Annotated in this window: 15 protein-coding genes; 10 read left to right on the top strand and 5 right to left on the bottom strand. The window is 72.2% G+C overall.

The genetic code is table 11. From position 1 onward, the window contains the following. Nucleotides 1-63: 63 nt before the first annotated feature. Together EHO50_RS28970 and EHO50_RS28965 are read right to left on the bottom strand one after the other, a co-directional pair. Complete coding sequence (locus EHO50_RS28970; protein ID WP_128434164.1) at nt 64-2,136, bottom strand: hypothetical protein; 2,073 nt, start codon at nt 2,134-2,136, stop codon at nt 64-66. Nucleotides 2,137-2,268: 132 nt separating this feature from the next. Continuing rightward, complete coding sequence (locus EHO50_RS28965; protein WP_128434163.1) at nt 2,269-2,529, bottom strand: helix-turn-helix domain-containing protein; 261 nt, start codon at nt 2,527-2,529, stop codon at nt 2,269-2,271. Between the two features lie 64 nt (nt 2,530-2,593). Here EHO50_RS28965 and map point away from each other — a divergent pair, with 64 nt between their 5' ends. The 7 genes from map to EHO50_RS28925 all read left to right on the top strand — a co-directional run bounded on the left by map (nt 2,594) and on the right by EHO50_RS28925 (nt 11,059). Next, entirely contained in the window at nt 2,594-3,370 is a 777-nt protein-coding gene (gene map, locus EHO50_RS28960) for a type I methionyl aminopeptidase (protein ID WP_128434162.1), read from the top strand. 340 nt (nt 3,371-3,710) lie between these two features. After that, nucleotides 3,711-3,821, top strand: coding sequence for a keywimysin-related RiPP (locus EHO50_RS28955; protein WP_128434161.1), 111 nt, complete (start codon nt 3,711-3,713; stop codon nt 3,819-3,821). Between the two features lie 25 nt (nt 3,822-3,846). After that, nucleotides 3,847-5,691 carry a lasso peptide isopeptide bond-forming cyclase gene (locus EHO50_RS28945; protein ID WP_128434160.1) on the top strand — a complete coding sequence of 615 codons (1,845 nt, stop codon included), beginning with the start codon at nt 3,847-3,849 and terminating at the stop codon, nt 5,689-5,691. A 24-nt stretch (nt 5,692-5,715) separates the two neighbouring features. Further along, a complete protein-coding gene (locus EHO50_RS28940; protein ID WP_128434159.1) occupies nt 5,716-5,970 on the top strand; it encodes a lasso peptide biosynthesis PqqD family chaperone in 255 nt (84 codons plus the stop codon). Further along, nucleotides 5,967-6,392: a lasso peptide biosynthesis B2 protein gene (locus EHO50_RS28935; RefSeq protein ID WP_128434158.1), complete on the top strand. Its 426-nt coding sequence runs from the start codon at nt 5,967-5,969 to the stop codon at nt 6,390-6,392. The genes EHO50_RS28940 and EHO50_RS28935 overlap by 4 nt, the downstream gene beginning before the upstream one ends. Before the next feature lie 101 nt (nt 6,393-6,493). After that, nucleotides 6,494-8,269 (top strand): ABC transporter ATP-binding protein, encoded by a 1,776-nt coding sequence (locus tag EHO50_RS28930; RefSeq protein WP_246101576.1) that lies wholly within the window; start codon nt 6,494-6,496, stop codon nt 8,267-8,269. Between the two features lie 234 nt (nt 8,270-8,503). Beyond that, nucleotides 8,504-11,059 carry an ATP-dependent Clp protease ATP-binding subunit gene (locus EHO50_RS28925; RefSeq protein ID WP_128434156.1) on the top strand — a complete coding sequence of 852 codons (2,556 nt, stop codon included), beginning with the start codon at nt 8,504-8,506 and terminating at the stop codon, nt 11,057-11,059. Between the two features lie 21 nt (nt 11,060-11,080). On the opposite strand, the gene ggt is transcribed toward EHO50_RS28925, so the two are convergent. Then, nucleotides 11,081-12,880, bottom strand: a complete 1,800-nt coding sequence (ggt, locus tag EHO50_RS28920) for a gamma-glutamyltransferase (RefSeq protein WP_181449711.1) — start codon at nt 12,878-12,880, stop codon at nt 11,081-11,083. Between the two features lie 117 nt (nt 12,881-12,997). Here ggt and EHO50_RS28915 point away from each other — a divergent pair, with 117 nt between their 5' ends. Both EHO50_RS28915 and EHO50_RS28910 read left to right on the top strand, forming a co-directional pair. Next, nucleotides 12,998-13,756, top strand: a complete 759-nt coding sequence (locus tag EHO50_RS28915) for a hypothetical protein (RefSeq protein ID WP_181449710.1) — start codon at nt 12,998-13,000, stop codon at nt 13,754-13,756. A gap of 116 nt (nt 13,757-13,872) precedes the next feature. Continuing rightward, nucleotides 13,873-15,441, top strand: a complete 1,569-nt coding sequence (locus tag EHO50_RS28910) for a CocE/NonD family hydrolase (RefSeq protein WP_128434155.1) — start codon at nt 13,873-13,875, stop codon at nt 15,439-15,441. Between the two features lie 225 nt (nt 15,442-15,666). Here the strand turns inward: EHO50_RS28910 and EHO50_RS28905 are convergent, their stop codons facing one another. After that, nucleotides 15,667-16,410 carry an amino acid ABC transporter ATP-binding protein gene (locus EHO50_RS28905; RefSeq protein WP_128434154.1) on the bottom strand — a complete coding sequence of 248 codons (744 nt, stop codon included), beginning with the start codon at nt 16,408-16,410 and terminating at the stop codon, nt 15,667-15,669. A 137-nt stretch (nt 16,411-16,547) separates the two neighbouring features. Next, complete coding sequence (locus EHO50_RS28900; RefSeq protein WP_128434153.1) at nt 16,548-16,955, bottom strand: DUF6278 family protein; 408 nt, start codon at nt 16,953-16,955, stop codon at nt 16,548-16,550. Between the two features lie 243 nt (nt 16,956-17,198). On the opposite strand from EHO50_RS28900, the gene EHO50_RS28895 reads away from it, so the two are divergent. Continuing rightward, nucleotides 17,199-18,968 (top strand): SGNH/GDSL hydrolase family protein, encoded by a 1,770-nt coding sequence (locus tag EHO50_RS28895; protein ID WP_128434152.1) that lies wholly within the window; start codon nt 17,199-17,201, stop codon nt 18,966-18,968. The last annotated feature ends 10 nt before the right edge of the window (nt 18,969-18,978 follow it).

The following is an 18,978-nucleotide window of genomic DNA, read 5'->3' as shown; positions in this document are numbered from 1 at the left end:
GATCACGTTTCACACTCCAGTGGGGGACGGACGGGGCCGGTGGGACGGGTGCGCCGGGGGGTGTCAGGCCGTGAAGCCCGCCACCCGCAGGGCGTGGACAAGGTCCCAGTGGCGCTCGTCCGAGACACCCCGGGCGGCCTCCAGCAGCAGCGGTACGAGAGTCTTCGGGGCGGGCTCGGCGCTGCGGGCGGCCTCCTCCGGGGTGCGGACGCGGACGTACGCGTCGAGCAGCGCACGGACCTCTCGGTGCCGTCCCTCGCCGACCAGCCCCACCACGGCCTGCCCGATCTCGTGCGCGGGCCGCGCCACGCCCTGGCGCAGGATCTGCTCCCCGTCGTCGGCACGCCCCGCCACCGTCAGCGCGTCGGCTGCGGCGACGAGCCGCTCGGCGGGCAGCGAGGCGGCCTCCCACAGCAGGGTGGCCCAGTCGGCGCCGAGTCCGGCGCGCTGCATCTCGGCGGCGAGCAGGGGGAAGCGGACGGCGGGCCAGTACGCGGCCTCCACGAGCAGCACATGCGCCTCACCGGTGCGCCCCTCACCCCGCAGCCGCACCAGCGTCTCCACGGTCCCGACGACCTCCCGCCGATCCGCCGGGTCCATCGGCTCGCGCTTCGGCTGCGGGGCCGTGTGCGCGGGCGTCTCGGCGGCGGCCCCGGCGAACCGCGCCCCGCGCGGGGTACGGCCCGTGCGGGCGGGCTGCGCGGGGAGGGTGGGGAGCGTGGGGAGCGTGGGCGCGGCGGTCGGCGGTACGACGACGGGGGCGGCCTCCTCCTCGACCATCCCGGCGAAGCGGGCGCTGCCTCGGCGGCGCTTGCGCTGCTTGGGGGTGGGGGTCGGGTCGGGGGCGGCCGGCACCGGGGCGGCGTCGAAGGTTGCGGCGGCGGATGCCGTGTCGGCGGGGGTGTGCTCGGCTTCCGGCCAGTCGGACGGCGCGGTCGCGCCGTCCGGGGCGGTTCGGTCCAGGGGATGTCCGGTGGGACGGTCGGCTCCGGCGCCCGTGCCCTGCGGGTCCGGCCAGTCGGGCGGCCCGGCGGTGCCGCGCCCGGCATAAGGGTCTGCGCCCTGCCCATGGACGGCGTCATGGCCTTCCGTCCCGGCGTGGACGGAGTCGTGGCCTCCCGCCGACCCGGCGTCGAAGCCCCGCTGCCGCGCCGCGCGCCACTGCGCCGCTTCGGCGGCCGAGGTGGCGGCTCGGCGCCCGTCGTGCCGGTCTGCGGCCGTCCCGGCCGGGGCTGCTCCCCGCCCTTCGGACCAGCCCGCCGTTCGGGGCGTCGGCCGCGCGTCGCGCTGATGCGGCATGCCGGGGAATCCGCCGCCGCGAGATCCGATCGCACCCGACTGCCTACGATCCGCCCCGCCCCCGGAGTCCCCGAATCCGTCGCCGCCGAATGCGTCGCCGCCAACGGTGTCGTCCCCGGACCGGCTCTCCCCGGACCCGTCGGCTCCGAACCGGTCGCCCCCGAACCGGCTACCCCTGGCCCGCTCTCCCCTCAACCCGTCGTTCTCGAAGCGGTCGGCCCTGGGCCCCTCGCCCCCAGACCTGTCGCCCCTCAAACCCTCGTCGACGCGGAACACGGACCCCTCCCCCACCCGGTCCCGCCGTATCGCCTGGCCCCGTTCGCTCGCCGCCCGGCGGTCCAGGTCGGCCATTCGGGCCCGGAGTTCGGCGCACCGGGCGGTGGCGCGTTCGTGGTCGTCGCGGGCCCAGGCGAGGTCGAGGCGGATGGCGTCGGCCGCCTCCTGGCTGGTGGCGGCGGCGAGCGAGCGGCCGAGGTCCGCCTGGCGCTCGGCGGCGTACCGCTGCTCGCGGAGCATGACGTCGAGCCGGTCGCCGAGGGCGTCACGGCCGCCGGGCCGCGAGTCGTACACGGCGAGGGCGGCGGCGTGCAGAGCGCGGGCGCGTTCCGTCTCGGGGCCCGCGCCGCCGGGACCGTACTGGGCGCCGAGGTCGTGCAGGAGCGACTCCACCACATCCCAGGGCGGCACTTCCCGTCCGTCGAGACAGGCCTGCATGCCCTCCGGGTCGCGCTGCCAGAACACCCCGCACCAGCCGCCGCCCTGATCCAGGCGCGCCAGAAGACCGTCCAGGTAGTTCACGAACTCCCGTACCCGGGCCGGGAGTTGATCCACTGACATCGCCCAACTCCCGCCAGACCGGAGTGCTCCGATCCGTTAGGCAACACCAGCCATGTTACGAATGCGCTACGGGGAGTTTTCTGAATGGACGCAGAGTACGCCGCAGCTGCCGGAACGTGACGTGCGCGCCCCTCAGGCTGCAGCCTCGACAACCGGTGTGCAGCGCCCCGCCAGTTCGTCCATCGACAGACCGAGGGCGTGCGCCAGCGCGGCCACCGTGAAGAAGGCGGGGGTCGGCGCCCGGCCGGTCTCGATCTTGCGCAGCGTCTCGGCGGAGACACCGGCGTTCGCCGCGATCTCCGCCATGCTGCGGCCGCCGCGGGCCTCGCGCAGCAGCCGGCCGAGCCGCTCGCCGCGTTCACGCTCTTCGGGGGTGAGAGGGGTGCGCACCATGGCGCCCATTCTAATACCGCCTCCACTCGCCGATCCCCATTCAAATACCGGTATAGTAATTGGCATGGTGGAGTTGAAGACGGATACGTCGATCGATGAGATGTACGCGGCCGGGCAGGTTGTCGGCCAGGCCCTGACGGCCGTACGCAAGGCTGCTGACGTGGGGGTTTCCCTGCTGGAGCTGGACGAGGTGGCGCGTGAGGTGCTGCGTGCGGCGGGCGCGACCTCCCCCTTCCTCGGCTACCGGCCCTCCTTCGCCCCCGTTCCGTTCCCCGCCGTCATCTGCGCGTCGGTGAACGACGCGATCGTGCACGGCATCCCGACCGGTTACCGCTTGTGCGACGGCGACCTCGTCTCCATCGACTGCGGCGCCGAACTGGGCGGCTGGGCGGGCGACTCGGCGATCAGCTTCACGGTCGGCGGGGCGCGCCCCGCCGACGTACGCCTGATCGAGACGGCGGAACGGGCGCTGGCGGCGGGCATCGATGCGGCCGTGGTCGGCAACCACATCGGCGACATCGCGCACGCGATCGGCTCGGTGTGCCGGGCCGCCGGGTACGGCATCCCGGACGGCTTCGGCGGGCACGGCATCGGCCGCAAGATGCACGAGGATCCCGGGGTACCGAACGAGGGCCGCCCCGGCCGGGGCATGCCGCTGCGCCACGGCATGGTCCTCGCCATCGAGCCGATGCTCATCGCGAGCGGCAAGGACGGCTACCACGCGGCCCCGGACGGCTGGACCCTGCGCACGAACGACGGCTCCCGGGCGGCGCACGTGGAGCACACGGTGGCGATCACCGACGCGGGACCGCGCATCCTCACCGCGCGGGAAGCCCTCTGACCGCACCTCCCGCCGGGCCCTGCGCCCGCCGGACATGGTGCGCACCGACGGCCGCGCAGTGCGCCCCGGCGGCCCCCCTGCCCGGTTTTCGTACATGGCGCGCGCCGCCGCGGAGAGCCACACCTGGGAACGTTTCTTCGCATATGCACACGCAAAGCCGTCGACGGGCGCGACGTCTCACGCCGGGCACGTGCGCCCCTTCCAGGCCGGAGTCATCTGCCTTTTCATACCGTCATACTTTCGTGCTGCACCTTGCCTCACCCTCACCTTCCGCAGCTAGCTGGTGTTGCGTCCGGTCCCCGCCCGGGGACTGGGACACCACCCGCAGTGAGGAGAAGTCATGAAGAAGGCATACGAAGCGCCGACGCTCGTCAGGCTCGGGACGTTCCGCAAGGAGACGGGGCTCCTTCAGAGCTCCGGCAACGACCGGCTGATCTTCAGCAAGAACTGACGGGCGACGGCACTGACCCGACGTCATGACTGAACTGCACGAAAGTGCGGGGACGGGCCCCGGCGACGCGCACTTCGCGGTCTTTCCGGACCGTGCGGACGCGGCCGCCGTGGCCCGCTCCTTCGCCCGCCCCGGTAGCCGGACCCTCGCACACGCGTCGGGCCGGCCCTGGCTGGTCGGCCACTGGCACGACGACGAGATCGTCACCGCGAGCGCCGGGAGTGCCACCCTCGCCGTCATCGGCTGCTGCCCCGTCGAGGCGGCGCAACTGCGGCGTACGGCCGCACGGCTGAGGGATCTGACGGAACTCGACGCGCCGGCCCGCACCCTCCCCGGCAGCTTCCACCTCGTCGCCGCCCTCGACGGACAGATCCGTGTCCAGGGCACCGCCTCTGGCCTGCGGCTGGTCTTCCACGCGGAGATCGACGGCGTCCGGGTGGCCGCCACCCGCGCCGACACGCTCGCCGCCGCGCTCGGCCTCGACCCCGATCCGCAGGAGCTGGCCGTCCGGCTGCTGTGGCCCGCCCCCTACCCCCTGTTCGAGACTTCCCTGTGGCGCCCGGTCACCGCTGTGCCCCCGCAGGACGCCGTGATCGTCGCCGCGGACGGGCGCACCGTACGGCACACCCGGTGGTGGACGCCGCCGGAGCCGGTGCGGCCACTCGCCGAGGCGGCGCCCCTGATCCGGACCGCGCTGGAGGAGGCCGTGGGCGCGCGGACCCGGCAGGGCGGAGTGGTGAGCTGCGATCTGTCCGGCGGCCTGGACTCGACCTCCATCTGCTTCCTGGCCGACCGTTCCCCCGCCCACGTGGTGGCCAGCACCTGGCCGGGCCGCGATCCGGCGGACACCGACCTGCACTGGGCTCAGCGGGCCATGGGGCACCTCCCGGACGTCGAGCACGTGGTGTGGGACGCCGACGCCTCGCCGCTGGTCTACGAGGATCTGCTCGGCATCGACGACCTCCTGGACGAGCCCACCATCGGCGTCATGGACCGCTCCCGGGTCCTGCACCACCTGCCGGGCCTCGCCGCACGCGGCAGCCGGGTGCACCTGACCGGAATCGGCGGCGACCACGTGGCATGGTGCTCCGACGCGTACTACCACCGGCTGCTGCGCACCCGTCCGCTGTTCGCCCTGCGCCAGTTGCGTGGGTACCGGGCACTGTGGCAGTGGCCACTGGGCGGCACGGCCCTCGCCCTCGCCGACTCCCGGCCGTACGGGAAGTGGCTCGCCGACGGAGCCGGCCGGCTGCGTGGCCCGTTGCCCTCGTCCGTCGCGACGAGTCTCGGCTGGGGCATGGCCCCGCGCCTGTTCGACTGGGTGACCCCCGAGGCTGAGCGGATGGCCCGCCGGGCACTGCTCGACGCGGCGGCCACGGCCTCGCCGCTGCATCCGGACCGTGGACTGCACACCGACCTGGAGCAGATCCGCTCGTGCACCCGCGTCATCCGGCAATGGGACCGGATGGCGGCGCGCGCGGGCCTGCCGATGGCCTCCCCCTTCTTCGACGACCGCGTCATCGAGGCGTTTCTCGCCGTCCGCCCGAGCGAGCGCGTCACTCCCTGGCAGTACAAGCCCGTCCTGAGCGCCGCGATGCGCGGAATCGTGCCCGATGACTGCCTGCGGCGGGCCAACAAGGCGACGGCCGCCATGGACGCCGCCAACGGACTGCGCCGGCACCGCGGCGACCTGCTGACCATGTGGGAGGGCTCACGGCTGGAGGCGCTGGGCCTGGTGGACGGCGCCGAGCTGCGCCGCCTCGCCCAGCGCCCCACCTCACCGGGCCTCTCCGACGCCATCCTCTACTCCACCATCGCCGCCGAGGTATGGCTGCGGGGGCTGTCCCACAGCCGTGCCCGCACTCCCTGAGAACCCCGTCAGAAAGGCGAGCGCATGCCCTTGCGGTTCGACGCACACATCTCCACCGCCGAGACCGACTACGGCACCGTACTGCTGGACGAACGAGCCGGTACCTACTGGGAGTTGAACCCGACCGCCACCCTCGTGGTCCGTACCCTGCTCGACGGCGGCGAGGAGGCGGACGCGACGGCCGCCCTGATCCGCGATTTCGACATCGACCGGGCACAGGCCCAGCGGGACGTCGAGGCGCTCGTCGGTCAACTACGCGAGGCGGGACTGGCCTCATGACGACACCCAGCGCGCTGGAACGCCCCACCGGTGTGCCCCTCGGCCACCGCCTGGCCGCCCTCCTCGTCCTGCTCCCCGCCGTCGCCCTCGCCCTCCTGCCACCCCGCCGTATCCGCACCGTGCTGGGCGTGGTGCGGCGCGGTGCCGCGCCCGCCACCACCACGCAGGCCCAGGACGCGCGCGACGCCATGTGCGCCGCCAGCCTGCGCTGCGCCGGCCCGAAGGGGTGCCTGCCGCGCTCCCTGGGGGCCGCGCTGCTGTGCCGGCTGAGGGGGACGTGGCCGACCTGGTGCACCGGAGTCCGCGTCGTCCCGCCCTTCACCGCGCACGCCTGGATCGAAGCGGAGGGCCGCCCCGTGGGCGAGGGCGTACCCGACGGTTATTTCGCCCGGCTGGTGGCCGTCGAGCCGGCAGACCTGTGAGCGGCGGGGCGGCTGCGGACGCCGGGCCGGCGGCGGGCAGCACGGTCGCGGGCCACAGGCCCCACGAGCCCGCCTACGAGGACCGGTCGACCCGCGCGGCCGTGGCCACGCTGTACGGCCTCACCGCCGGGCACCGGACCGCCGTCGCCGTGGCCACCGCACTGACGCTGGCCGGCTCCGCGCTGGGGCTGGCCCAGCCGCTGGTGGCCCGGCATGCCGTGGACGCCAGCGCCCGCGGCCAGGTCGTCTGGCCGCTGCTGGCCCTGCTCGGCGCACTGTTCCTCGTCGAAGCGGCGATCGGCTCGGCGGGACGCTTCCTGCTGGAGCGGATGGGCGAGGGCGTCGTACGCCAGCTCCGGGTCGGCCTGGTGGGGCGCCTGCTCCGGCTGGAGATGCGGGAGTACGACCGCCACCGCAACGGCGACCTCATCTCCCGGGTCACCGCCGACACCACCCTGCTGCGCGAGGTCGTCTCGCAGGCCCTGGTCGACCTGGTGACCGGGACCCTCGTCGCCGCCGGAGCGGTGATCCTGATGGCGTGGCTCGACCCGCTGTTGCTGCTTCTGGTCGCGCTCACCGTGGCCGTCGCCGCGGCCGTGGTCACCTCGCTGCTCCAGGGCCTGCGGAAGGCGTCCGAGCGTATGCAGGACTCGGTCGGTGCCGTCGCCGCGGACCTGGAACGGGCCCTGGGCGCGCTGCCCATGGTCCGCGTGCACCGCGCCGAGGACCGCGAGGCCGCCCGCATCGGGCGCCGGGTCGAGGAGGCCTACGACGCGGGGGTCCGCACCGCGAAGCTCGCCTCCGTCATGAGCCCCGCCGTCGAACTCGCCGTCCAGGGCTCCTTCCTCATCGTGCTCGTCGTCGGTGGCCTGCGGATCAGCGGTCACGCCGGCTCCCTCGGGGACCTCGTCGCCTTCCTGCTGTACGCCTCGTACCTCGTCCTGCCGCTGTCCTCCGTGTTCCACGCGGTGGGGCTGATCCAGCGCGGCATGGGCGCCTACCGGCGCGTCGACCAGGCGCTGCGCCTCCCCGTGGAACACACGGGGCCGGCGGTCGAGCAGGCCCGCCCCCGTCCCCGGCCCGTCCCGTCCGTCCCCGCCGACCGGCCCGCGCTCGCGCTGCACGACGTCCGGTTCGGCTACGCCCCGGGGCGACCGGTGCTGTCCGGTGTGTCCTTCGCCGTCCCCCACCACCGGCACGTGGCCCTGGTGGGGCCCTCGGGAGCCGGCAAGAGCACCGTCTTCGCGCTGGTGGCGGGGTTCTACGAACCGGACGCGGGAACCGTGCTGTTCGACGGGCGGCCCGCCGCCGAGCTCGGCCGCGACGCCTGCCGCCGGCGCATCGCCGTGGTGGACCAGAACACCCACGTCGTACACGGCACCCTGCGGGAGAACATCACCTACGCCGTGCCCGACGCCCCGGAGTCGGAGGTCCGGCGGGTCCTCGAGCTGGCCCGGCTGGAGGAGCTCGTCGACCGGCTGCCCGGCGGTCTGGACGCCGTCATCGGCGAACGCGGCGGCACCCTCTCGGGCGGCGAACGCCAACGCGTCGCCCTGGCCCGGGCCCTGCTCGCCCGCCCCGCGCTGCTCCTGCTGGACGAGCCCACCTCCCACCTGGACGCGATCAACGAGGCGGCGCTGACCACGGTGATGAAAGAGATCGCCCAGGAATGCGCTCTGCTGGTCATCGCCCACCGCCTGTCCACCGTGCAGCACGCCGACCACATCGTCGTGCTCCACGAGGGCCGCAGCGCCGCCTGCGGACGCCACGAGGACCTGCTGACCCGCGACCCCCTCTACCGCGACCTGGCCACGAGCCAGATGCTGCGCCCCGGCGGTCCGTCAGCGGACCCCGACGGCCGTCGGGCGAACGGCTGAGGAGGTCGCGCCGGAGCGCGCCCTGCCACGCGCACCCGACCACCGCAAGCGGTGCGAAGCGGCCGAAGCCCGGGGGGGGTTCCTGCACATGCCCCGCCCGGGTGTTCCTGCACATGCCCCCTGGGCCAGAACGTGCCATCGTGGCATGAGCGTGCCCGAACCCGGTTACCCGGCCCCGGCACGTCGATCAGCGAGGGCGACCCTGCCCGCGCAGGGACGCCGGATGGGAACGCCATGACCAGCGGCTTCAATGGTGGTCCGGAAGACTACGACCCCTTCGGAGAATTCCTCGCCCGCTTCTTCGGCGGACCGCGCCCCGGCCCCCGACAGATCGACATCGGCCGCCTGCTCAGTCAGCCGGCCCGGGAGCTGGTGCGGGGCGCCGCCCAGTACGCCGCCGAGCACGGCAGCCGCGATCTGGACACCCAGCACCTGCTGCGTGCCGCGCTGTCCGCCGAGCCGACACGGAGTCTGCTCAGCCGGGCCGGCGCGGACCCGGACTCACTGGCGACGGAGATCGACGAGCGCTCGGGCCCGGTCCAGCACCCGCCGGGCGAGGCCCCTCCCCCGACGTCGCTCTCCCTCACCCCGGCCGCCAAGCGCGCCCTGCTGGACGCGCACGACCTGGCCCGGGCGCGCGGCGCCGGTTACATCGGCCCGGAGCACGTGCTCAGCGCACTCGCCGCGAACCCCGACTCCGCGGCGGGGCACATCCTCAACGCGGCCCGGTTCGCCCCCTCCGGCGGGCCGTCCGAGGCCTCGGACGCCCCCGATTCCCGGCCCCGTATCGATCAGCGGCCGCGCGTCGACACCGGTACGCCCACCCTCGACAAGTACGGCCGCGATCTCACCGACCTCGCCCGCCGCGGCCGTATCGACCCGGTGATCGGCCGGGACGAGGAGATCGAGCAGACCATCGAGGTGCTCTCCCGGCGCGGCAAGAACAACCCGGTGCTGATCGGTGACGCGGGCGTCGGCAAGACCGCGATCGTGGAGGGCCTGGCCCAGCGGATCGCGGACAGCGACGTGCCCGACGTGCTCAGCGGCCGCCGGGTGATCGCGCTCGATCTGACGGGCGTGGTGGCCGGTACCCGCTACCGGGGTGACTTCGAGGAGCGGCTCAACAACATCGTGGGCGAGATCCGCTCGCACTCCGACCAACTGATCGTCTTCATCGACGAGTTGCACACGGTCGTGGGCGCCGGAGGCGGCGGCGAGGGCGGCTCCATGGACGCCGGGAACATCCTCAAACCGGCCCTCGCGCGCGGCGAGCTGCACATCGTGGGGGCAACCACCCTGGAGGAGTACCGCAGGATCGAGAAGGACGCGGCACTCTCCCGCCGCTTCCAGCCGATCCTCGTCCCCGAGCCGACCACCGCCGACGCCATCGAGATCCTGCGCGGCCTGCGCGACCGCTACGAGGCCCACCACCAGGTCCGCTACACCGACGAGGCGCTCGTCGCCGCCGTCGAACTGTCGGACCGCTATCTCACCGACCGCCGCCTGCCGGACAAGGCGATCGACCTGATCGACCAGGCCGGCGCCCGAGTGCGGCTGCACGCGCGGACCAAGGGCACGGACGTACGGGCCATGGAGCGCGAGGTCGAGCAGCTGTACCGGGACAAGGACCAGGCCGTCGCCGACGAGAGTTACGAGCAGGCGACCCAACTGCGCGACCGCATCGTCGAGTTGAAGCAGCGCATGGCGGACGCGGCCGGCGACGAGGAGGTCGACGAAGGCCAGCACCTGGAGGTCACCGCCGAGGCGATCGCGGAGGTCGTGTCCCGGCAGACCGGCATCCCGGTGAGCAGCCTCACCGAGGAGGAGAAGGACAAGCTGCTCGGCCTGGAGGAGCATCTGCACGAGCGGGTCGTCGGCCAGGACGAGGCGGTGCGCGTCGTCTCCGACGCGGTACTGCGCTCGCGGGCCGGACTCGCGAGCCCCGACCGGCCGATCGGCAGCTTCCTCTTCCTCGGTCCGACCGGCGTCGGCAAGACCGAACTGGCCCGGGCGCTCTCCGAGGCCCTGTTCGGCAGCGAGGAGCGCATGGTCCGCCTCGACATGAGCGAGTACCAGGAGCGGCACACCGTCAGCCGTCTGATCGGCGCCCCGCCCGGATACGTCGGCCACGAGGAGGCCGGCCAGCTCACCGAGGTGGTGCGCCGGCACCCGTACTCGCTGCTTCTGCTCGACGAGGTCGAGAAGGCCCACCCGGACGTCTTCAACATCCTGCTGCAGGTCCTGGACGACGGGCGGCTGACCGACTCCCAGGGCCGGACCGTCGACTTCACCAACACGGTCATCGTGATGACCAGCAACCTCGGCTCCGAGGCGATCAGCCGGGGCGGCACCGGGATCGGGTTCGGGGCGGGCGGTGAGGAGGCCGACGAGGAGGCGCGGCGCGAGCGGATCCTGCGGCCGCTGCGCGAGCACTTCCGGCCCGAGTTCCTCAACCGCATCGACGAGATCGTCGTCTTCCGCCAGCTGACCCACGACCAGTTGGAGCGGATCACCAACCTGCTGCTGGACCAGACGCGCCGCCTGCTCCGGGCCCAGGGCGTCTCGGTCGACTTCACCGGCACGGCGGTCGACTGGCTCTCCGAGCGCGGCTACCAGCCCGAATACGGCGCCCGCCCGCTGCGCCGCACCATCCAGAAGGAGGTCGACAACCAGCTCTCCCGGCTGCTCCTGGACGGCCGGATCGGAGAGGGCGGCCGGGTGACGGTGGATGTGCAGGACGGGCGGCTCGCCTTCCGTACGGAAGAGCTGCCGCCCGCCCCCGAGTTGTGACGCGCCGCGTGCGGTGAGGCGCTACGGCGCCGGCCGCACCACCATCGCCGAGCCGCCGCCCCGCCGTACCGTCTCGGCGGCGGCCAGCCACTTGCCGTCCGGCAGCCGCTGCACACCGGTCGCCGCGCCGATCTCGGCGTTCTGCCGGAATCCGTGCCCGATCGCTTCCAGCCGGCCCTTCAACGGGCTGCTCCACAGGCCCGGTTCGAGCTCGGTGGTGGTCTGGTTGCGCTGGCTGGCGCGCGGTGCGGCGATCGCGTCGACGAGCGGCAGCCCGCGGTCGAGGAAGCCGGTCAGCGTCTGCAGCACGGTGGTGATGATGGTGGCGCCACCGGGCGAACCGAGCGCCACGACCGGCTTGTTGTGCCGGTCGAGCACGATCGTCGGGGACATCGAGGAGCGCGGCCGCTTGCCCGGGCCCGGCAGGTTCGGGTCGTGGACGGCCGCACTGGCCGGCGTGAAGGAGAAGTCCGTCAGCTCGTTGTTGAGGATGAAGCCACGCCCCGGGACCGTGATGCCGCTGCCGCCGGTCTGCTCGATGGTCAGCGTGTACGAGACGACGTTGCCCCACTTGTCGGCCACCGTGAGGTGGGTGGTGCTGTCACCCTCGTAGGTGGTCGGCGCCGGAGTGCCACTCGCGTCGCAGGCGGCCGGGTTGCGCGGGTCACCCGGCGCGACCGGGCTCGTCAGCACCGCGTCGTCCTTGATCAGGCACTCCCGCGAGTCGGCGTACTTCTGCGACAGCAGCTCCTTCGTCGGTACGTCCTCGAAGGCGGGGTCGCCGACCCAGCGTCCGCGATCGGCGAAGGCGATACGGCTGGCCTCGATGTAGCGGTGCAGGTACTGGACCTCGCTCGCCTTGGAGAGGTCGGTGTTCTCCAGGATGTTGAGGGCCTCGCCGACCGTCGTACCGCCGGAGGAGGAGGGCGCCATGGAGTAGACGCCGAGACCGCGGTACGAGGTCCTGGTGGGCGCCTGGGACTTGGTGCGGTAGCCGGCCAGGTCCTTGGCGGTCAGGTCGCCGGGGCGGGCCTTCCAGCCGGAACCCGGGTCCACGGGCGGGTGGTTGACCGTGTCGACGATGTCCTCGGCGATGTCGCCCCGGTAGAGCGCGCCTACACCCCTCTTCGCCAACTCCGCGTAGGTGCGGGCGAGATCGGGGTTCTTGAAGGTGGCGCCGACGACCGGGAGCTGCCCGTTCGGGAGGAACAGCTTCGCGGTGTCCGGGAAGTAGCGGAACCGGGTCTCGTTGGCGGCGGTCTGCGCGCGGAAGGTGTCGTCGACGGTGAAGCCGTCCCGCGCGAGCCGCTCGGCGGGTCCGAGCAGCGTGCCGAGCCCCTTGCTGCCCCACTTGTCCAGCGCCTTCTGCCAGGTGGCGGGCGTGCCCGGGGTGCCGACGCTCAGGCCGCTGCTGACGGCCTCGGCGAACGGGATCGCCGTGCCGTTCTCCACGAACAGGTCGGAGTCGGCGGTCAGCGGCGCGGTCTCGCGGCCGTCGATGGTCTGCACCGTACGGGACTTGGCGTCGTAGTAGACGAAGTAGCCGCCTCCGCCGATGCCGGCGGAGTAGGGCTCGGTCACGCCGAGCGCGGCGGCCGTGGCCACGGCGGCGTCCACGGCGTTGCCGCCCTTCCTCAGGACCTCGATGCCGGCCGCGGAGGCGTCCGCGTCGACGCTCGAGACCGCACCGCCGTAGCCGACGGCCACGGGCACCTTCGCGGCGGGGCCGCTCTGCGCGGCGGGCGGCGCCGCCGCCCCCACCGACACCACGGCGGCCGAGACGGCCAGGACCGACAGTTTCCGCGCGACAGGGCGACGCATCCGCACCTCCATACAAGGGCTGTTGGCGCAGCCTAATCGATCGCCATGCCCTCGTCAGGAGCGCGTGGACACCTGTCTCGAACAACGGTTTGCGTTCGCCCGCTACCATGCGCGCCCATGAATGACGACGTGCGCAACATCGTGCTGGGCGTGGTCGCGGCGGGCATCAGCGCCGGGCTGGGCTGGCTCGCCCGTACCTACCTGTGGAAGCGCAAGCTCCGCCGCAAGCAGGCCTTCTTCGGGCTGCCCGAGAACGCCGAGTCCTTGCTGGTGGTCAACCGCGGCGCCGGTGGGCCCGAGCTGACGGTGATGCGCTACGACGTGTTCGCACTCCTGGAACTCGCCGCCCTCATCAAGGACTGCAACGCCCACGCCCAGATCGTCCCGCACGACGCGGCGCGCCAGGGCTTCGGTGAGCGCACCGAGTTCTGCGTCGGCGGCCCGGCATCGAACCGCCGCATGATGGCGCACCTGGCATCCCTGCTGCCCGGGGTGCGGGTGAACGTCGACGCCGAACCCGGCCCGGACCGGGGCGCCCTGCAGGTCGGTTCCGAGCGCTACCGGGTGGAGGTCGGCAAGGAGGAGTACGCGCTCCTCGCCCGGCTCACCGTCGGGCAGAGCCACGGCACCCGCCCCGTCTTCCTCTTCTGCGGCCAGACCGCGATCACCAACCAGGCCGCCACCCGCTACCTCGCCCGCAACCACGAGCGGCTCACCCGCAAGCACGGCACCGGCTCCTTTGTCCTGTTGCTAAAGGTGGTCAACTCGCAGGCGTACGGTCCGGACGTCGTCGAGCTGGTCGCGGACGTGACACGGGCGGCGCAGGCGCCGCTGCCGACACCAGCGGCTCCGCGCAATACCCACCGCACCTCCTGAGGTTCATCACATTCCGGTAATCGTTACTGGCACGTAACTTACCGACGGGTTACTTGCGGTAAGGGGCCCCGGTTACCGTTCGGTCACTTTGCACTGACACGAGTGAGGAGTGACCCGTGGGACACCATCGCAAGGCCCTGCGTACGACCGCCGTGGGCGCCGTTTCCGCGACTCTGATCGCCGGTAGCGCCCTCGGGCTCGCCCCGGCCGCCGGGGCGGCCACGAACAGCGTCCGCTTCGTCGACATCAGCGGCGACGGCGGCACCACGCTCAAGGCGAACGTCATCACGCCGGCCGGCGCCGACGGCAGCCGCCGCTTCCCGCTGCTCGTCCTGCCCACGAGCTGGGGCCTGCCCCAGGTCGAGTACTTCGCGCAGGCACAGAAGCTCGCGAACTCGGGCTATGTCGTGGTGAGTTACAACGTGCGCGGCTTCTGGCAGTCGGGCGGCGAGATAGAAGTGGCGGGCCCACCCGACATAGCCGACGCGTCCAGGGTCATCGACTGGGCTCTCGCCAACACCCCGGCCGACGCGGGGCACATCGGCATGGCGGGCGTCTCGTACGGCGCCGGCATCAGCCTGCTGACCGCCGCGCACGACAAACGGGTCAAGGCGGTCGCCGCCCTCAGCGGCTGGGCCGACCTCATCGGCTCGATCTACTCCGGCCGCACCCAGCACGTCCAGGCGGCCGCACTATTGGACGGCGCGAGCCTGGTAACCGGCCGCCAGAGCGCCGAAGTCCGGCAGATCTTCAACGACTTCTACGCCTCCAACCTGTCCAAGGAACAGGACATGATCAATTGGGGGAAGAAACGTTCGGTCGCTACATACGTGGATCAACTGAACAACAACGGCGCCGCGGTCATGATGGCCAACGCCTGGGGCGACACGATCTTCCCGCCCAACCAGTACGCGGACTTCTACGAGAAGCTGACCGGCCCCAAGCGACTGGAGTTCCGTCCCGGCGACCACGCCACCGCCGAGCTGACCGGCCTGTTCGGCCTGCCCAACGACGTGTGGACGGACACCGAGCGCTGGTTCGACCACCACCTCAAGGGCGAGGACAACGGCATCAACCGCGAGCTGCCGGTCCAGCTCAAGTCCCGTTCCGCGGGCGGCTACGAGGGCTATCCGGACTGGAAGTCGGTCGGCGCGACGAACAAGAAGATCGCCCTCGGCGGCACGACCACCATCCACACGAACGTCAACTCGGGCGCGGACGGCGGGGTCGTCTTCCTGTCCAGCATCCTCGACCAGGTGGCCCAACTGCCGCCGGTGGCCTCGATCCCGCTGATCCCCCGGCGCTGGGCGGGCGTCTGGCAGTCCGAGAAGTACGCCACCCCCCAACACGTGCGCGGTACGGCGAAGTTGCACACCACCCTCACACCGACCAAGGAGAGCGGCACCCTCGTCGCCTACCTCTACGACGTGGGCCCGCTCGGCCTCGGCAAGCTGGTCAGCAACGCGCCGTACACCTTCCACGGACGTACGCCCGGAAAGCCGTTCGCCGTCGACCTGGAGCTGTACTCCACGGCCTACGACGTTCCGGCAGGGCACCGTCTCGCCCTGGTCGTCGACACGGTCGACCCGCTCTACATCGAGCACAACCCGACCGGCGCGCGGCTGACCTTCTCCTCACCGGCGAACGACCCGTCGTACGTGTCGATTCCACTGCGCGAGCAGTGATCTCCGGCCGGCGCCGGGCGGGTATGGCTCTGTGACTGCTGCCCCCTGCTGCCCCTGGTCTAGGGGCCGTGGGGGGATCCCCACCCGGCAGCAGCGTCCCTGGTCGCGGCCGGGGCCACCGCCACGGCCTTGGGGACGGACGAAACATCGTAGTCGACGTCGGACACGGCGAGGATTCCGGTGTGGAAAAACGCCCTTCGTCTCGGCATGGGTCGTACTCCCCGCTCAGTGATGGAGGATCTTCGAGAGGAAGTCCCGGGCGCGCTCGCTGCTGGGGTTGGTGAAGAACTCGTCGGGGCTGCGGTCCTCGACGATGCGGCCGTCGGCCATGAACACGACGCGGTTGGCGGCCGAGCGGGCGAAGCCCATCTCGTGGGTGACGACCATCATCGTCATGCCGTCGCGGGCGAGTTGGTGCATGACATCGAGCACCTCGCTGATCATCTCGGGGTCGAGCGCGGAGGTGGGCTCGTCGAACAGCATCATCTTCGGCCCCATGGCGAGGGCCCGGGCGATGGCGACGCGCTGCTGCTGGCCGCCCGAGAGCTGCGCCGGGTACTTGTCCGCCTGGTCGGCCACGCCGACGCGTTCGAGAAGTTCCCGGGAGCGCTTCTCGGCGTCTTCCTTCTTGCGCCCGCGGACCTTGACCTGGCCCAGCGAGACGTTCTGCAGGACCGTCTTGTGGGCGAAGAGGTTGAAGGACTGGAAGACCATGCCGACCTCGGCGCGCAGCCGCGCGAGGGCCTTGCCCTCCTCGGGCAGCGGCTGACCGTCCAGCATGATCGTGCCGGACTCGATGGTCTCCAGCCGGTTGATGGCCCGGCACAGCGTCGACTTGCCCGAACCCGACGGGCCGATGACGACGACCACCTCCCCCCTGCCGACGGTGAGGTTGATGTCCTGCAGCACATGCAGGTCCCCGAAGTGCTTGTTGACGTCACGCAGCTCGATCAACGGATCGACAGCCATGCCCAGCCCCAGTCCATGTCAGCTGTGTAGCGGTGATCGCAAACTATCCAGACGAAAGGTGACTTAATACCCGACACGCACTTTTCGGGCATAAGCCGTATTTACGCCGAACTTATGTCGAACTACAGGCCGGGGCCTCACGCTTCCGCCACTTCCGCGTACAGCTGCGACAGCTCGGGCACCCCGCTCGCGGCCCACTCCTGCCCCGAGGCCACGACATCGAACTCACGGCCGGACGCGAGCCGGACGACCGGCTGACCGTCCGGCCTGATCTTCCAAGCGGCTCCGGGCACGGTACGCACGATGACGGTGCCGAGATACAGACCGGCGTCGTTGCCGAGCCAGGGCAGCACCTCCTCGTCGTCCCGCCAGCGCGGCACCAACTGGTCGACCGCCTCCAACGAGGCCGCGGTGTCATCGAGTTGAACCCCTGCCCGGGACGCGTGGGAGCGCAGGAGCTCGCACTCGGCAAGGAGCTCGGCGATGCCCTCGGAGTCGGGGGCCCCGCGCTTCTCGGGCCGGTTGCCCAGAAAAGGGATCTTCATACCCCCAGCGTGTCATTCGCACTGCCGAACGCACCACAGGCGCGCGGGCCACCGATTCCGGTCGAGTTCACGCCGAGTTCGGGCATGGCTCGTTGACGAGTCACGGGTGCCTCTCTAACTTCTCGGTGCGTCCTGCGTCGCGTCAGAACATCTCGCCTGTACGTCTCGCGTGAAGTCCGTGCCCGAACTTGTCATGTGCAGTCATACGCAGTCCTGAGCGGTCGTGAACGGGAGGAGTCGGAGTTGCGCCGACGTGTGTGGAGTTCCGCGGTCGTCCTCGCTCTCTTCGCGGCCCTGGTGCCGAGTGTCTCCGCGCAGGCGGCCACCGAGCGAAGAGCCGAGCCGCTCCCGCTGGCGCGGCTCTTCGACAACAAGGCGGTCAGCGACGACGCCCGGCCCGCCCAGGCGGACTTCGACGGGTCGGGCGCCTCCCTGTCGGCACAGGACCTCTCGGCCGCGGGCTGGACACCCGGCCGCGCGCTCACCGTGCAGGGCGCCCGGCTGATCTGGCCGAACCGGCAGCCGGGCGAGCCGGACAACGTCCGGGCCTACGGGCAGGACGTGCGGGTGCACGGCCGCGGCAATGCGCTCGCCTTCCTGGTGGCCGGCACGGCCGGGACGGAGGTCAGCGGAACGGGCACGGTGGTGTACGCCGACGGCACCCGGTCCGGCTACAGCCTGACCGCCCCCGACTGGCGCACCGGCCCGCTCGCCACCAAGGCCGTGGCCCTGCCGCACATCAACACGCCCGGCGGCCAAGTCGCCGAGCGGCCGCGGCTGTACGTCATGACCGTGCCGCTGGTCGCGGGGCGCGAGGTCGCCTCGGTACGGCTGCCGCTCGCGCTCGGGCTGCATGTGTTCGCGCTGGCGGTACGGGCCGCGACCCCGGGCTGGACGGGGAGCTGGGCCACCGCGACGGGCGGCTATCCCACCGTGGGGCCGTGGACCGACCGGACGTTGCGGCTGGTGGTGCACACCTCGGCGGGCGGGCCGCGGGTGCGGCTGCGGTTCGACAACACCTTCGCGGCGGCGCCGGTGCGGATCGGGAGCGCCACGGTGGCGGTGCAGGAGGCGGGCGCGGCGGCGCGGGGGACGCCCGTTCCGGTGTCCTTCCGGGGCGCGGCGGGCGTAGAGATCCCGGCGGGCGCGCAGGCGTACAGCGATCCGCTCAGCTTCCAGGTGCCCGCGGACACCAATCTGCTGGTCAGCTTCCATCTGCCCCGCACCGTGCCGGCCGCTCCCGTGCACCGGCTCGCGCAGCAGCGGTCGTATGTGAGCGGGCCGGGCGACCATACGGCGGACGGCTCCGCGGCACCGTACGGCACGGTCCTGACCAGCTGGCCGCTGCTGACGGGTGTCGACGTGGGCGGCGGGCCGGGGTCCGTGGTGCTGCTGGGGGACTCGATCACCGACGGTGACAAGTCCACGATGGACGCCAACCGGCGATGGCCCAATGTGCTGGCCACACGACTGCTGAAACAGCATGTGGTCCCGCGCTATGGGGTGCTCAACCAGGGGATTTCCGGCAACCGTGTGGTCAGCGACCGCTATCCCGGTGACGGGGTGTCCACGGACACGGCCGGCGTGAGCGCCTTGTACCGGTTCGACCGGGATGTCCTCGCCCAGACGTCGGCACGTACGGTGGTGGTGTTCGAGGGCGTCAACGATGTGCGGTGGGGCACGACCGCGGAACAGGTGATCGCCGGGCTGCGCGCGATCGCGGACCGGGGGCACGCGCGGGGGCTGCGGATGCTGGCGGCGACGATCCTGCCGTGCGAGGGGGAGGTCCGGTGCACTGCGGCGGCCGACGCGGAGCGGGTCAAGGTGAACGAGTGGATCCGCTCCGGCGTCGCCGGGTTCGACGGTGTGCTCGACTTCGACGCCGTGGTACGGGACCCGGCACGGCCGTCCCGGATGCTGCCCGCGTACGACAGCGGGGACCATCTGCATCCCGGGGACGCGGGGCTCGCTGCGCTGGCCGAGTCGGTGGATCTGCGGGGGTTGGTGCCGTGACCGGAGTCGC

Origin of the sequence: Streptomyces cyaneus, from assembly GCF_004028635.1 — a bacterium.
Lineage (GTDB): Bacteria > Actinomycetota > Actinomycetes > Streptomycetales > Streptomycetaceae > Streptomyces > Streptomyces cyaneus.
Note: the sequence above shows the minus strand (reverse complement) of the source record. Positions and strands in the feature narration are given on the sequence as shown.